Raw genomic sequence first — 15563 nt, 5'->3', positions numbered from 1 at the left:
CCTGCGGAAACATGGAGAGCGTGCTGCTTCGTGTGCCCAGGGTGGACCGGCGTGGCGGTAGGAACCGGAAAACCCGACGCGTTGCACTCATCTCCCGACTCCCTGATGGAGCACCATAGAGGATGGGGTAGGGACATGCGGGGGCTGCGCCCGTGCGCGGTCCGGCGACGGCGTGTGCGCGGGCGGGGTCACCGTGTCTGCCATCGACCCCCGGCACGAACCACGACGCAGGAGAGCCAGCAGATGACGCTTCAGCACGTCCGACGGCACGGATGGCGACGCCTTCTGATGATGTTCCTCCTGATGGTGGGGTTCGTCGTGCTTCCCGCGACCGGCGCGCAGGCGAACACACTGTGCCCCGGAGAGCCCGCGCCACTGCCGGAGGCCGCGGGAAGTGGTTCGGACGGGTTGTTGGTTCCGCCCCAGTCGCAGTCCGCGATCCAGGGGTCGCCGGACGGGCTTCCCCCCGACGCGAGCATGTACGGACAGTACGGGACCGCCGGGACCCAGTGGCACATGATCACCGAATCGTGCGTCGACGGGATCTCCAACGGAGCCCAGGCCACCCTCGCCAACACGGCGTGGGACCTGTCCAAGACCATCAACCAGTCGACGATCACCGTCTATCAGGCGGCCACCTCTGATGGCCTGCTCGCCAGTTTCAACGAGCTGGTCGAGGACGTCGTCGTGACGTTGAGGGAGGGGATCTGGCGACCGCTGATCCCGACGATCATCATCCTCGGAGCCATCTGGCTCGGGTGGTACGGGCTGATCCGCAAGCGGGTGACACTCACCATCGAGTCCACGGTGTGGATGGTGGCCGCGGTGGGGCTCGGCATGTGGATCCTGGTGAACCCGGCGCAGATCATGGGTCTGGCGAGTGGACTGGTGAATTCGGGCAGTCAGTTGGTGACCAGTACGGTCGGACAGGTGCCGTACGGGGGAGGCTCGGGCACGTGTCCGGCCGGGGCCGAGGCTCCGGAACGGGCGGACTGGGAGTCGGAGGCGGACTTCCAGGTCAGACGGAACGCCGACATGCTGTGGTCGAGCCTGGTGTGCCAGCCGTGGGTTGCGGGGCAGTTTGGCAATGGTCCTTTTGCGAACAGTGCGGGAGAGGACCACGCGGTGGATCTCATCTCCGCTCAGGGAATCAGCCGTATCGAACAACAGCAGATTGTCGACGGGGAACTGGACCCTACACCGCTAATTGAGGAAAAGCAGGAGTCGTATGAGGCGATTGCTGCGGATGTGCAGGAGTTCTATCCGAGCATCTATCCACTTTTCGCTGGAGAGGATCAAGGAAGTCGCTTGGGCATCGCCACGTTGGCGCTCTTTGCTTCCATCTTTGCGGGTGGATTGATCCTCGCTGGGTCTGTGGCGTTGATCGTGCTGAAGATCGCGTTCCTGCTGCTCTTCCTGCTAGCACCCATCTTCCTCCTCATTGGTATCCATCCGGGGTACGGCCGCATGGTCCTGCTGCGATGGGTGGAACTGATGGTCGGGTTCCTGCTCAAGCAGATCTTCGTGGTGCTCCTGATCTCCCTGCTCGTCATGTGCTACGGGATGGTTATGTCGAGCACTCTCGGTTGGGGCCTGCAGATGATCCTGCTGGCACTGTTCACCGTCGCGCTGTTCGTGTACCGCAAGCCCTTCGCGTACCTGTTCACGTCGGTCAACGCCAACTCCTTCACCTCGCGCATCGTCAGCGACGTGGCGCAGAGCCAGACCCTCAGCAAGAGCGCCGTCGTGCTTCCGCCGATGGCCAACCTCAAGGCTCAGGCCTGGGGGCTGAGGAGGGCTCCGCAGATCGCCGCAGCGGCCTCAGGAGTGCCCGCAGGAGGCGGTAACCCGGTGGGCGAGGTCGAAGGTGGTACCGGGGAAGCGGCCTTCGGTGAAGGCGGTACGGCTCGAGGTGACGGGGTTCGGGCACGTGGTGTCGCGGGCTACGGACGGGTCCGCGGTGAGCGCACGGCTCCACCGCTCAATGTGCATCGCTCTGGACCCACTACCTCCGGTGGAGGCCAGCGTTCCGGAGAGAACACTGGTCGCAGCACCGAGCAGGCACCGAGCCTGGGTGGCGGCTCGATCCCGCCACGGCCGAGCGGTGGTTACACAGGAACCGGAGACAGCGGATGGGCCTCCGTGTTCGGAACGAACCCGGGTGGTCGAGGCTCCTCTGATCGAAGCGAGGACGGCGGTCGTGGAAGCGGCGGATCCGTGTTCGGCGGAGGTACCTCCACCGCTGGTGGGCGCGCCGCGAGCGCCGAGCGGCCGGATCCCAGCACCGGACGAGGGATCTTCAACGGTCGAGAGGAAACCCCCGCGAAGGGCAACATCGGCAACCGGGGTTCCCGTTGGGGGACTTCGAGGGAGCGGCGGGAACGTCCCGCTCCCCAGCGTCCTGCGCGCCCGGCGGCGCCGAGCGGTAGCCGTGGCGACGGTGACGGCGGGTGGCTGACGGGATCCAGCAATCGCAAGAGCGACGCACCCATCACCCCGTTCTGGGGGGAGTCCAGCTCCCGCCCGAGGGACCGCAAGCGCGACGTCCCCTTCTGGCTGAACGACGACTGACGTACGAAGGCTCCGAGCGATGCCCAACTCTCTGTCCGAACGCGCCCAGCGGCTGATCTTCATCGGCCTGATCGTGGTCCTGGTGGTGTTCGGTGTCTATCTCAGCCTCGGCGGTTTCGGCGGAGGCGATGACGACCGGGAAGACCCTGCCGCTGCCCCCGAGGAGGCACGGTCGGACCAGGAGGACGGAACGAGTGAGAGTTCTGCCCTGGGCGGCCTGTCCACGGTCGAACCGAGCCCGATCACCACGACGGACGAGGACGACGTCGATGTTCTGACCTGGTTCCCGTTCGATGAGGACGAACTTCGCGCGGCGGGATCCACTGCGAGGACCTTCGCTGAGGCCTACGGAACCATCGACTACAACCAGTCCCCGGAGACGTACTTCGGTGCGATGGAGGAGCTGGCCACCGACGAGTACGCCGAGGTGCTGGCGGACACGAGCCGGGTCGGTGCCTTCTGGGAGGAGATGTCGGAGGCCGAAGCGGTCGCCGAGGGGCGGGCCGAGGTGGATCGGATCCGGACCTTCGGGGAGGACTCCGTCACCTTCGTCGTCACGGCACAGTCCATCACCGAGACCGGGGACTCGGAGTTCGACGAAGACCTCGGCGAGTTCGCCGTGACGGTCATCCGCGAAGGTGGTGCCTGGTTGGTCTTCGACTTCCAACCCGCCGACGTAGGACAGTTCGGGGAGGAGTAACCCTTGGTCCCCCGCCTCAGCCTCACCCCCACGACCCCCTCCGACCAAGGTGCGACGGGCACATGGGTCGGCATCACGGCCGCGATCATGGTCGCTCTCATGATCATGCTGACGATGTTCCTGGTCCCGTTGGTCACCAACTCCACACAGCAGATCGGCAGTTTTCTCTCCAACGGGCTCGCCTGTGGCCCCAACGCCGACGCCGACCAACCGGGCGCCAGTGGCTATGCGATGGACTCCATCCCGGAGAACTACCTGGATCTCTACATGGAGGCCGGGGAGGATCGCGGTATCCCCTGGAACATTCTCGCCGGGGTCGGCCAGGTGGAATCCCACCACGGGCGCTGGGACGGACCAGGGATCACCGAGGGACACAACGACTGGGGAGCGGCCGGCCCCATGCAGTTCGGTGCTCTGGACGGCTCCGCAGCAGGTAACAGTTGGGGTGGTGAACCGATCCAGGCCGTTAATGACCGTCCCGACGAGGGTTTCGGTGTCGATGGCAACGGCGACGGCATCGTCAACGTCTACGATCCCGCGGACGCGATTCCGGCCGCCGCCGACTATCTCATCGCGGCCGGTCTGGAGACGGATGTACGTCAGGCCATCTTCGGCTACAACCACGCCTGGTGGTACGTGGACGACGTGATGGAGTGGGCTGAGCGGTACGCCGACGGTGCCTTCAACACGTCGGGTTCCATTCAGACCGCTGTTCTGTGCGAGCTCAACACGGACGGGCTGCCGATCGGGCGGGCGCCTGACGAGATCACACAGGCCGTGGTCGACTGGGCGTTGGCGCAGCGGGGGAAGCCCTATATCTGGGGTGGAACGGGACCGGTCGGTTTTGACTGCTCGGGTCTCATGCAGAAGGCCTACGAGAGCATCGGGATCACCATCCCTCGCGTCTCACAGGACCAGTGGGGGTTCGGGCCCGAGATTCCCATGGGGGAGGAGCAACCGGGTGACCTGGTGTTCTTCGACGTCACGAGGGCTGGTGAACCTCCGGGCCCCGGGCATGTGGGAATGGTGGTCGGTGACGGGCTGATGGTGGAGGCCTGGTGCACCAACTGTGGACCGATCGCGGTGCGCGAGTACGATGACCCCAACCGCGCGGACATCCTGGGGTTCACGCGACCGTCGCAGCACCCGAATGTGCTCGCCCAGTTGGAGGCACAAGATACCCGTGGCTGACACGAAGGAGCCCGTTCGGAAGAAGGGCCTGCACGGTTGGCGGGCGGCAGCGGCGGTCTTCGGCTGTGGAACAGTTGCTGCCTTCGGAGTCTTCGGTGCGGTGATCGGTATCGCAGGGGTCTTTCTGGACTTCACTTCAGCTGAAGAGGAACCGTCAGCCGATCCTCAGGTTCCCATGGTCCAGCAGACGATCAGGCCTCGGGAGTCAACAGGGACTGGAGCGATCGATCTATGCGGTAGAACGATCCCGAACGTGAATGAAGTTCAAGCGATTCGGAACGACTCAGGCGATGCCTATGTGGATCCTGGTGAGGGAGAGATTCCAAGGTCTGTCACCGACGAGTGCCAGTGGCGTGTGACACCGTCGGAGAAGCCAAGCGTGACATTGGTGATGGATTTTTCGTATGAGTCGTTCGTGGCAGATGAGAACGGTGAACCCGCCGGGTACCTAGCGGATGATGACTTTGAAGCCAGGGTCGCTGAAATCGATGACCTGTCAATTGACGTAGCGTCGAGCGGAGACGCGGGTGTCACTGACGAATCTTATTATGCGCATGGAATTGCTGAGAATGGCACGACTGTGTACGCAATCGTTTTGCGAACGGGTGATACCGTCTATGAGATGAGGTTCGCTTCCACGGTGGGAGACGCAAGCAACGAACCGCTTTCGCCATCGGTATTCGAGTACGAGAGGGACTGGATGCTTTCGTACATTGAAGTCAGGCTTGGCATCGTGGGACCCGGGTAGCCTCGAACCCTTCGGATAGCTCCACGGTCTGCGTCAGGCGACGCCAGCCATGAAGTGGTGGCGGCACAGGGTCGTGTACGACTCGTTGCCGCCGATGTGCACCTGCTCGCCCTCGTAGACCATCACGCCGTCGACGACCCGCGCGTTGTGCGTCGCGCGCTCACCGCACCAGCATCGTGCGGACACGGGTAGCACCTCGATCTTGTCGGCCAGCTCGACCAGACGCTTGGACCCCGGGAACAACTGGCCCTGGAAGTCGGTCAGGATGCCGTAGCAGTACACGTCGATGCGCAGCCCGTCGACGACCCCCGCGAGCTGCCCGACCTGCTTGAACGACAGGAACTGTGCCTCGTCGCAGATCACGTACGGGGCCTTGCGCTCCGCGATGTCGTCGTACAGGTCCAGGTCGTCGCTCACCTCGATCGCGGGCGACTTCAGGCCCAGACGCGACGAGATGATCCCCGCCCCGGCGCGGTCCTGCTTGGTGTACAGCGCGCCCTCACCACCCCGTGAGTGGTGCTCCTGGAGAGCCATCGTGCTCTTGCCCGAGTTCATCGACCCGGTGAAGTACTTCAGCTCCGGCATGCCTCTTCCTCGGTCGCGGACGCTGCCCGGCGGCTCGGGCTCTCTCGCCAGGCCAGCAGCGAAGATACCAGCGAGCACCGTCTCCCCGGGAATCGCCGTTCGCCGGGTGACATCCCTTGCGTCACCTGCATTTCGCGCGACCGTATCCGTGAGCCGTGCGCGACCGTGTTGTTTCCGTGGCCGGGTACCGATGGGGCAGCCGCGACCGAAAACGGGAGTGTGGCATGTCGCACTCGGATTCCCCACCCTCGGTGACTTACTGGTGACCGCGCATGTCCGAACCTTCAGCGTGACCAGCGGTGCTCGGGGTCGGGGGTACGCGACGCGTCGCTGACTTTCGGAGGGGGGAAGTCGATCAAGGGGTGGGCCGGGCCCTTCGATATATTTGGTCGTCGGTTGCCCGAATGGGGGTGGAATTGCGGAGGGGGATGTGACGTTGCGGCGTGCTCAGGTCACTCGCTTGGTGGAGAGCAGATGGTTTGGCAACCTGATGCTTCTGCTGATTATGGCCAATGCCGCCGTTTTGGGGTGGGCCACCTACGGAGGTTCCGCCCTTCCGTATATCCTGCTCGTGGAACGCGTGTTCATCGGTGTCTTCGTCATCGAGTTGGCGCTCAAGGTCTACGCCTGGCGAGGACAGTACTTCCGCAGCGCGTGGAACTGGTTCGACTTCCTCGTCGTGATCGTGTCCGTCATCCCCGCGACCGGCCCGTTCTCCGTGCTCCGGGTGCTGCGCGTCCTGCGGATCCTGAGGATCATCAGCGTGGTGCCCCAGATGAGGATGATCATCACGGCTCTGTTCCGCTCGGCCCCCGGTATGGGTACCGTGATCGGCCTGCTCCTGGTGATCATCTACTCCGCCGCGGTCCTCGGACACCAGCTGTTCGGCGAGAACGTGCCGGAGTACTTCGGCGACCTGGGGACGACCCTCTACACGCTGTTCCTCGTGATGACCACCGAGAACTGGCCGGACGTCGCCGATGCGGTGGCCGCTCACCACCCGATGGGGTGGATGTTCTTCGTCCTGTACATCGTGCTCACGACCTTCATCATCCTCAACCTCGTCATCGGTGTGATCGTCACGTCGATGGAGCAGGAGGTCGACAAGAGCATGTGGGCCGAGGACCAGGAGTTGGAGGAGATTCAGCACCAGGCCGTGATGGATCGACTCGCAGAGCTGAGCCAGCAGGTCGAGCGCCTTGAACGGTTGGTGCGTGAGCGCGAGGGACAACCCATGATCCCGCCCGGAAGCGAGAACTGACGGCTGTGGACCGCGCGAACACCCGGAGACCCGAGGGGAGGGGCGTCCGGGTGTCGAGCGCGTGGGAGCTAGAGCTGAGCGGCCCTGAGGAAGGTCGCCCACTCCGTAGCGGCGAAGGGGAGGTACCCGGCGTCCGGGTGCTTCGAGTCACGGATGGCGGCCCCATCGGGGAGGTCACCCACCTCGACGCAGTTGACCCCCTGTCCGCTGTAGCTGCTCTTACGGAAGTTCCTGGGGACAGGGGCGACCTCAACGCAGTTGATGTCGTGCGCGCTGTAGCTGCTCTTGTAGAAGTTCAACGCTGAGCGTCTCAACGGGTGGTCTCCAAGACGTGTATCTGCTTGGTGATGTACTCGGCGGTCTCGGCGGCACTGATAGCCGAAGCCTGGACATCCCCAAAGGTGGCGGCGTACAGCTCTACATCATCGGGTTCCTCGAGATACAGAGCATCGCTCAGAGTCTCCACACACACGATGGAGGAGTCCAGAGGGTTGGGAAAGTCCAGGATCGTGAACGGAGCGGTGAGACCAGAGTGCGCACCCTTGCTGAGAGGGAGCATCTGAACGTCGATGTGCGGCATCTGGGCCATGTGGAGCAGGTACTTGAGCTGGCCAGCCAGCACCTCGGGCCCGCCTATGAGCCGTTGGAAGGCAGACTCATCGATGACCGCTCGAAGGTGTACGGGACTGAACCGAGTGAGGATCCCCCGGCGCTCCATTCGTGCTTCGGTACGCCGTTCGATCTCCTGGGGACTTGCGTAGCGTCCGCCCTTGAAGATGGCCGCCGCGTACGCAGGAGTTTGGAGCAGGCCAGGGATCACTTGGGACTCGTACGTCCGAAGGACGGTTGCCTCCGCCTCGAAGTCCGGCAGCGACTCGTTCCGGAAGACGTCCTTGTACCTTGACCACCATCCTCGCAGGCGAGCATCCTGTGCGAGCGCATGCATGGAGTCGCGCTTCTCGGCGTCGTTGATCCCGTATAGATCCATGAGCTTGTCGAGATCGTCCGGTTTTATTCGCTTTGACTCGCTGGTCTCCATTTTTGTGACTTTAGGGGAGCTCCACTTCAGCGTCTTGGCCACGCTGGTGGAGGAATACCCGGCGGCGAGGCGGGCGCGGCGGAGTTCGGTCGCGAGTCGTCGTAGGCGCAGGGATGGGCTTCGGGGATCTTGCATGTTGTGAGCCTAACTAGTTACCCATGGGTAGAATTCTAGATTCACTTGCAGAACTCGAAGAATAAGGGTTATCTAGATGGTGTGGTCACCAGCAGATCACTGAGGGTTCTCGCTGGCCAGGCTACGCCGTGCCCCATCCCGCCGTCCCGGGATTCTCGAACTCACCTGTTGCGGGCACAATTCATCCCTTTTGTCCGTACTCCGACATGTCAAGGAGTGTGTTCGTCATGCCCGCGACCTTTGCGATGCCGTCTCTCGGCGACGTCACCGTGCCCCTCTCGACCTTCATCCGGCCCCGGTGCAGGCATTACTTCTCGGGTCGGCCCGAGCGCTCCAACTACCGCGCCCGGCGCTACGACTTCCCCGGCATCCCGGTCGTCATGCCGCTGGTCAGGGCGTTCCTTGACACCTGCGCCGCGACCGAGTCCGAGGACTACCGCTACCTGTTCACGCTCCTCGGTTCCGAGCTGGGCAACAACGCCATCCAGCACACGCGTTCGGGACTCCCCGGTGGAACGTACAGCCTCGTGGTCGACCGGCACCGCGACGGCCTGCACCTGGTCTGCCGGGACAACGGGACGGCCGGTTGCGCCGAGGAAGGCGTCCCCGTCGCCAACCCGAACGGCCTCGGCCTCAACGCCGAATCCGGCCGGGGGCTCGCCCTGGTGGACGCGTTCGCCACCGACTGGGGGAGCGACGCGCGCGGTCGGACCCATCACGTCTGGTACTACCTGGCCTTCGACCTCGAAGGCAGCCTGTGGGACACGCGGCCTGCGGCCTGACACGCACGGGCCGGGCGTGCGCACCCCCGCCGCGCCCGGCCTCCCCCACATCCCCCGCCCCCGTGTACGAACCACACCCACAGGCAGGACGCGATGTTCACGAACCTCTCCGCTGTCGCCCGCTCCGGCAACGCTCCGAAAGCCCACGCCCCCGAGCCCGTGAGCCCGTGTGCCCCGATGCTGAGGAAGTCGCAGACGCTTGGGCCGGTGTGCCTCCGCTGCCCGCACCCGACGTGCCGGACGATTCGCGCGCAGGCTCTCCCTCGCCTCGGCGGTCACCGTGCCGAGTACTCCCACGAGCACGCCAAGGCCGCCGCGATCCAGGCCCGCTACCGGCACCTGGTGGTCTGGTTCGGCGAGGCGACCCAGTCGTACTGGGTGATGACCCGCGATGGCCTCCAGGAGGCCGAGGACATCGACGCCCTGTTGCTGATGCTGTGGCCGCACACCGACCCGACCCCGGCTCCTGAGCCCGAACCGGTTCCGTCCCGGCGACGGCTGATCCCGTGGCCCCGCCGCGAGGCCCGCCACCCGATGCCCGTCGCCGGTTGACCCGCCTCGTCGAAGCCCCCACAGCGTCACTGAGTGGCTCGTCCTTCGGCTTCTTCCCGACCGCGTGCTGTGGAGGGGGAACGGGGTGTGACCGATTCCGGACGCGCTCCTTCCCGTGACCGCTCCCGGCCACGCCGTGCGGCCCGCCGTGACCGCCCTCGCGCTTTCCCGTACGGTGAGAGCCGTCGGTCCGGATCTCCACCCCCACGCAGGAGACGTATGAGCGCCAACACCCCCGAGCGCGGCGAGACGCACAACGCTGTCCACGGAGGTGCCCGCGACTCCACGGTGGTCCAGGCCCGGAACGTGGAGTTCCACCAGCACGTCGGCGGGCGCGACCCCGCCGTCCCGCCGATGCAGGTCCCGCCGCCACCGCCGGACTTCGTCAACCACGAGGCCACGATCGAGTGGATCCGCGGCCTCATGGACCCGGACGCGCCGCCGAGGGTCGTGGTCTGCCAGGGACCGCTCGGCATCGGCAAGACCTCCCTGCTGCACCAGGTCGCCTACGCCACCAGCGCCTACTTCACCGGCGGCCAGCTCACCTACGAGTACGAGCGCGGCGGCCGGGAGGACAGCGACGCCGCGCTCGCCCAGTTCCTCCGATCGCTGGGCGGCGCCAGCGAGGCCCTGCCGTCGGACCCGAGGGACTGGCCGGGCGCGTACCGCACGCACACCCGGGGCCGACGCCTCCTCGTCGTGGTCGAGGGCGCCTGGGAACCCGCCCAGATCCGCGCGCTGATCCCCAGCGGACCGGGGAGCCTCGTCCTGGCCTCGGGCGACGGCCCCGACCTGGGCGAACTGACGATCGCGGCCCGCGCTCGCCTGCGCGACCTGGAGCCGCTCGACGCTCCGGCCGCGCGCACCCTGCTCCAACGCCTGGTCGACTTCGACCTGACCGACGAGGACCCCGAGGCCGTCGACCACCTGCTGGCGGTGTGCGCGGGGCTGCCGCTGGCCCTGGTCCTGGTCGGCGCACGACTCGGCCGGGGCGGTCCGGGCGGCGCCCGTGAGCTGGCCGCTCGGGTGCGCGGCCCGGGCGGAACACTCAGGGCGGTGGGGGACGAACGGAGCAACCTCGACGTGATCTTCCAGTCGGCGTACGCGGAGCTGTCCGACGGGACCGCCGCCCTGTACCGGACCCTGGGCACCTGGCCCGGGGCGACCTTCGACCGCTCCGTCGCCCTGGCGGTGGGCGACGACGCCCGACTCGACGAGCTGCTCGCGGCCAACCTCGTCGAGACCGACGAGCACGGAGCCCTGCGGTTCCGGCACGCGCTGATCCGCACCCACGCGCGCGACCGCGCGGAGGCGGAGGACGGCGCGGAGGCACGCGGGGAGCGGCTGCGGCGGATGCTCGACGCCGCCATGGTCGTGCTCGGGTTCGCCGAGCGGCTCGTCCGGGGCGAGCGGCTGCGCGTGGTCGACCTGGACGCGCTGTTGGAGGGCGCCGAGGACCCGTTCGGCGGCGACCGGGCGGCCGCGAGCCGGTGGCTGTCCCGGGAGCGCCCGACGCTGATGGCCGTGGTGCTGGGCTGCCTGGACCTGCGCATGTACGAGCACACCTGGCGGTTCGCCGAGCTGGCCTCCGCCCTCTACCTCGGCGAACGCCACGTGCACGACTGGGTCGCGACCGGGACCGCCGGCGCCGACGCCGCCAGGATGGCGGGCGACGCCGCCGCCGAGGCCCGTCTGTCCTCGCTGGTGTCGCGCCCGCTCCGCGACCTGGGTCGCGACGAGGAGGCCCGGGCGCGCATCACCCGTGCGGTGGAGTTGGTGGAGGACGTGGACGACGAACTCCTGCGCGGGTCCGTGTGGGAGTTCCACGGCCGCTACCTGGAGGGCGTCGACCCGGACGCGGCGGTCGCCGCCTTCGACCGCTCCCTCCGCCACAACCGGGCCAGCGACGACCCCCGCTCGGTGCGCGGGGCCGCGCTCGCGCTCCTGTTCCGGGGCGGCGCGCTGATCTCGGCGGGACGGCCGGAGGAGGCCGCGGCCGACGTCGAGACCGCCCTGTCGGACCTGCTCGCGCTGCCCGAGGGGCCCGACCACCGGATGGCGGCGCGCGCCCGCGTCATGCTGGGCCGGGCCCACGCGGAGGCGGGCCGCGACCGCGCGGCGGTGACGGCCCTGAACGACGCGTTGGAGGGGTTCGGGGAGTACCGGAGACGCTCCGGGGAGGACCTGGGGTACTACGAGGCGGAGGCGCACCACCGGCTCGCCGAGGTCCTGGGGTCGCTCGGCGCGGTCGGCGACCGGCGTCGGCACCTGGAGAGCGCGCGGGAGCTCTACGCCCGGGTGGGCAGCCCGCGGGCGAAGGAGGTCACGGGGCTGTTGGAGCAGGAGTTCCCGGAGGGGTGAGCGGGTCCGCCTCGATCACGGCGTCGACGGGGAGCGAGCCCACACGGACCTTGCACGCGCCCGCGACCTGGTCGGAGGTGCGGAGGAGCGTGTAGACCACGGCCGCCGCCAGCACGGTGTCGAGCGGCGCACCGGAGCGGACCGTGAAGCGTCGGCCGTCGCGGACCGTCACGAGCGTGGTGGAGGTGCCGGTGGTCCCGGTGGTGCCCGTTCCGGTGCCGGCCGCCGCCATCAGGGCGCCGGGCAGGAGCTCCAGGATCTCCTCGGCCCAGGCACGCGTGTCGGCGTGCGCGTCGGTGTCCCGGCACACGACCGACGCCGAGGTGACGAGCGGGTTCCGCGTCTCGGTCTCGAACGCGGACAGGTGGCGGACGGTCCCGGGGACCGGAGCCGGGGTCCGGGGCGCCGCGGCGGGGAAGCGTTCCAGCGCGATCTCCCGGTCGCCCTCCAGCCACCCGTGCACCTCGAAGGCGCGTGGCGGGCCGCCGGCCGCGTCGGGGACGGGAACCGGGAGTGCCCGATCGGTGCCGTCCCCGTCGCGGGGGCCGAGGCCCAGCCGCCCGTAGAGGAACTCGGCCAGCCTGCGCCCGCCCCGCCCCGGGTGGGCGAAGGCGAGGTCGGTCGCCCGGCGGTACCGGGCCGGGGAGTGCGCGTCGATCGCGGCCTCCACCTGCTCGCGCAGCCCCGTGTCGGTGAGGCGCGGCGCGGTGCGCGCCAGTTCGGCGGCGGCCGTGTCCGGGACGGACTCCTCACCGAAGGCGCCCAGCAGGACGGGCAGGTCGAGGGAGGCCCCGTACAGCGTGACGCTGCCGTGGTCGCCGATGAGGCAGTCGGCGGCGACCACCGCGGCGCCCCACCCGGCGTCCGGCGGGATGAGCAGGAGGCCCGAGTCGAGGGCGTCGGCCAGGGTGCGGCGGACGGACCAGGGGCTGTGCGCGAACCACACGTTGGGGTGCAGGACGGCGGCCACGCGGTAGTCGTCGTGGGGGAGTGCGCCCAGCAGGCGGGCGGGCAGGCCGGGCCGGGTGCCGAACAAACCCTGCGGACCCCAGGTGGAGGTGAGCACGACCAGCCGCTGGTCGCGTGCGACACGGAGCCGGGCGCGGTAGTGGTGGCGCAGGCGTCGGGCGGCGACGAGCCGGTCCCGCGCCGGGTCGCCGACGACGTGGGCGCGGTCGGCGAGGGGGACGCGTTCCGCGCGCAGCTGCGCGAGCTGGGCCGGGTGGGAGAGCACCAGGTGGACGTTGTCGGCGTCGTGGGACTCGGTCCGGGGCAGCCCGGAGACGCGGCGCTCGCCGGTGCGGTGGTCGGGCACGTACTTCTGGAAGCCGATGCCGTGCGGCAGGACCACGACCGGGCAGGAGAAACCGGTGAGGTCCACGTTCTCGGAGGCCGTGACGACCAGGCGCGGCCGGACGCAGAACCGCACCGCCCAGGGCACGAGGGACACCCCGTGGGAGTCCAGGAGCTCCCGGGTTCCGGCGTTGAAGGCCGTGCTGTCACTGAACGCGAAGACGATCCGGACGCGGTCGTCGCCACGGAACACCGCCAGGCTCTCCAGCACCCGGACCGCCGACGTGTAGGTGCGCGCCATCGCCAGCACGGGAACCGTGTCGGCCAGCGTCTCCCAGCGGTGGGTCTCGGGGCCGCTGTTGGCGCGGACGTAGGGTGCCCGGCTCAGCGTCTCCCAGGGGCAGGGCGCGTCCTCGGCGCCGACGGAGGGGTGGCAAGGGGTGTGGCAAGGCGTCAACGGTCGTTCCTGCTCTCGGGAGCCGTGCCGATCCAGGGTAATGGTCGGTTCGCGGGGACGGTCGAGGCAGGAACGGGCCGGAGCCGGGGGAGCGGGAGGCGGTCAGGACGGCGGGGTCCAGTAGGCGACGAGGCGGCCGACCCCGTGCTCCACGCCGCGCCACGGCGCCTCGAGGGTGAGGAGCGCGACCGCGCTGGCGGGGAAGCCGGAGACGTTGAGCTGGGCCAGCAGGTCGCCCTCGGCCTCCCCGGTCAGGGTGTCGGCGAGCCAGTGCAGGCCGGGGTTGTGGCCGACGATGAGGAGGTCGTCCACGTCGTCGTCGATCTCCTGGAGGAGGGTGACCAGGTCGGAGGGGGTGGCCTCGTAGAGCCGTTCGTCGTAGGAGGTTCTGGAGGGGGCGGGCAGTTCGCGACCGGCGAGGGTCCAGGTCTCCTGGCAGCGGACGGCGGTCGAACTCAACACCAGGTCGAAGTCGAGCCCGTTCTCCGCCAGCCAGCGACCCGCGGCGGGGGCCTGTTCGCGCCCGCGTTCGGACAGCGGGCGTTCGTGGTCGGAGTCATGGGACCAGCTGGCCGTGGAGTGGCGCAGGAGCGCGACTCGGCGTGTCTTCTCACCCATGGTGGTGATGGTCGCACAGAGTGACCATTCGCGCGGGAGAACGGGGAAACCGGTCCGACCCCCTGAGGCCTCCCGGGGTCCTCCTGGACCGCGGTCCCGTGCTCACGCCGCGGGGTCCGTGGTGACGGACTCGACCAGGACGTCGCGCTCACCGGGTGCCTCCGGGCGCACGGAGGGGGCCAGGCGCGCCACGTCGGCGGGGGAGTCCGGCGGCGACGTCAGGCTCACGACCGTGCCGTCGCCGAGGCGGACGCGCAGCTCGTCGGGGATGTCCGGGCCCCGGTCCACCAGGACCGACCCGTCGGTCTCGTAGCAGCTCACCCCGGGGAGGTCGCAGCCCGCGCGGACGCCGTCGCCGTGCGGGCCGAGCGCGGTCGACCCGCCCCAGGAGTGCACGTGGACCGTCGCTCCGTCCGCGTGGCGGTAGGTGAGGCGCAGGGCGTCGCTGACCTCGTGGACGTGCGCGACGGACCAGTCCGGGTGGTCGAGGACGGCGATCGTGTGCGCGAAGTCGGTGATCTGGTCGCGTGAGCGTTCCTCGGCGGCCCACGCCCGCATGACCTCCGAGGCCGGCGGCAGCGACACCAGCGCCGCCACGACCACCACCAGTCCGGGTAACGGGCCGGGCGGCCACGGGTACGGCAGCCGGTCCACCAGCGCGCACGCGCCCAGGGCGACGGTGGTGATCGCCGCGGTCAGGAGGGCGACGTTGACGGCGAGGCCCCCGGGAAACGGGGTGAACGCCGGAGCCAGGTACCCCACGACCACCGGCGTGGTCATGGCGGTGCCGGTCACCAGCGCCGCCGTCGAGGTGGGGTGGCGCGCGCCGGCCCCCTCCAGCCAGAGGGCGGACAGCCACATCATCAGAAGGATGACGCCGACGATGACCGGGGCGAACAGCAGCACCCACTGGACCGCGCCGCTGAGCGCCAGCGCGCGGGCCGCCTCCCAGACGCCCAACGGGAACAGGGACATCAGCGGCGAACCGACCAGGCACAGGGCGAGCACCGGCCCGACCGCGGATCCACGCGGTCGGTGCGTGGGCGATCGTGTCAGCACACCGTCCATGACAACCCGGATCATCCTCCTGGCGGTGAGGACACGTTACGCCTGTTGCGGCTTGGGCGCCAGATGTGCAACGCCGGGTTCGGGCTTGACGCGCGGCCCCGAGGGTCGGGTCCGGGTCAACGGCGGTCGACAGCGGGTCGACGGCCGACGGCCGAGGGTCAACGGCGACCGGCGGCGGAGTCCCGTTCGGGGCCGTGTCCCG

14 protein-coding genes are annotated in these 15563 nt (G+C 68.6%); 8 read left to right on the top strand and 6 right to left on the bottom strand.

The genetic code is table 11. The features are described from left to right. The first annotated feature begins 243 nt into the window (after positions 1–243). The 4 genes from AB0I72_RS12405 (at position 244) to AB0I72_RS12390 (ending at position 5210) form a co-directional block, all read left to right on the top strand. Positions 244–2571: a type IV secretion system protein gene (locus AB0I72_RS12405; protein ID WP_358566410.1), complete on the top strand. Its 2328-nt coding sequence runs from the start codon at positions 244–246 to the stop codon at positions 2569–2571. A gap of 19 nt (positions 2572–2590) precedes the next feature. After that, positions 2591–3271, top strand: a complete 681-nt coding sequence (locus tag AB0I72_RS12400) for a hypothetical protein (RefSeq protein WP_358566407.1) — start codon at positions 2591–2593, stop codon at positions 3269–3271. A gap of 87 nt (positions 3272–3358) precedes the next feature. Next, a complete protein-coding gene (locus AB0I72_RS12395; protein ID WP_358566681.1) occupies positions 3359–4462 on the top strand; it encodes a C40 family peptidase in 1104 nt (367 codons plus the stop codon). Further along, complete coding sequence (locus AB0I72_RS12390) at positions 4455–5210, top strand: hypothetical protein (RefSeq protein WP_358566404.1); 756 nt, start codon at positions 4455–4457, stop codon at positions 5208–5210. The genes AB0I72_RS12395 and AB0I72_RS12390 overlap by 8 nt, the downstream gene beginning before the upstream one ends. Before the next feature lie 33 nt (positions 5211–5243). On the opposite strand, the gene AB0I72_RS12385 is transcribed toward AB0I72_RS12390, so the two are convergent. Next, positions 5244–5795 (bottom strand): thymidine kinase, encoded by a 552-nt coding sequence (locus AB0I72_RS12385; RefSeq protein ID WP_358566401.1) that lies wholly within the window; start codon positions 5793–5795, stop codon positions 5244–5246. 490 nt (positions 5796–6285) lie between these two features. On the opposite strand from AB0I72_RS12385, the gene AB0I72_RS12380 reads away from it, so the two are divergent. Beyond that, positions 6286–7056 carry an ion transporter gene (locus AB0I72_RS12380; protein ID WP_358566399.1) on the top strand — a complete coding sequence of 257 codons (771 nt, stop codon included), beginning with the start codon at positions 6286–6288 and terminating at the stop codon, positions 7054–7056. Positions 7057–7124: 68 nt separating this feature from the next. Here the strand turns inward: AB0I72_RS12380 and AB0I72_RS12375 are convergent, their stop codons facing one another. Further along, a complete protein-coding gene (locus tag AB0I72_RS12375; RefSeq protein WP_358566397.1) occupies positions 7125–7370 on the bottom strand; it encodes a DUF397 domain-containing protein in 246 nt (81 codons plus the stop codon). Continuing rightward, entirely contained in the window at positions 7367–8230 is an 864-nt protein-coding gene (locus AB0I72_RS12370) for a helix-turn-helix transcriptional regulator (protein WP_358566395.1), read from the bottom strand. The genes AB0I72_RS12375 and AB0I72_RS12370 overlap by 4 nt, the downstream gene beginning before the upstream one ends. 227 nt (positions 8231–8457) lie before the next feature. Between AB0I72_RS12370 and AB0I72_RS12365 the strand changes: the two genes are divergently transcribed. From AB0I72_RS12365 to AB0I72_RS12355, 3 genes are all read left to right on the top strand, one after another. Continuing rightward, entirely contained in the window at positions 8458–9012 is a 555-nt protein-coding gene (locus AB0I72_RS12365) for an ATP-binding protein (protein ID WP_358566392.1), read from the top strand. 177 nt (positions 9013–9189) lie between these two features. Further along, complete coding sequence (locus tag AB0I72_RS12360) at positions 9190–9564, top strand: hypothetical protein (RefSeq protein WP_358566389.1); 375 nt, start codon at positions 9190–9192, stop codon at positions 9562–9564. Between the two features lie 219 nt (positions 9565–9783). Continuing rightward, on the top strand, positions 9784–11925 hold the full coding sequence (locus AB0I72_RS12355; RefSeq protein WP_358566386.1) for a tetratricopeptide repeat protein: 2142 nt from the start codon (positions 9784–9786) through the stop codon (positions 11923–11925). Here the strand turns inward: AB0I72_RS12355 and AB0I72_RS12350 are convergent. The 3 genes from AB0I72_RS12350 to AB0I72_RS12340 form a co-directional block, all read right to left on the bottom strand. Next, positions 11888–13675: a hypothetical protein gene (locus tag AB0I72_RS12350; RefSeq protein WP_358566383.1), complete on the bottom strand. Its 1788-nt coding sequence runs from the start codon at positions 13673–13675 to the stop codon at positions 11888–11890. The genes AB0I72_RS12355 and AB0I72_RS12350 overlap by 38 nt on opposite strands. A 102-nt stretch (positions 13676–13777) precedes the next feature. Next, positions 13778–14293 (bottom strand): histidine phosphatase family protein, encoded by a 516-nt coding sequence (locus AB0I72_RS12345; RefSeq protein WP_358566380.1) that lies wholly within the window; start codon positions 14291–14293, stop codon positions 13778–13780. Positions 14294–14395: 102 nt separating this feature from the next. Next, positions 14396–15376, bottom strand: coding sequence for a hypothetical protein (locus AB0I72_RS12340; RefSeq protein WP_358566378.1), 981 nt, complete (start codon positions 15374–15376; stop codon positions 14396–14398). Positions 15377–15563 lie beyond the last annotated feature (187 nt).

Origin of the sequence: Nocardiopsis sp. NPDC049922 (assembly GCF_040660275.1) — a bacterium.
Taxonomy (GTDB): domain Bacteria; phylum Actinomycetota; class Actinomycetes; order Streptosporangiales; family Streptosporangiaceae; genus Nocardiopsis.
The sequence above is the reverse complement of the archived record's forward strand: the minus strand, read 5'-3'. Positions and strand labels throughout refer to the sequence as shown.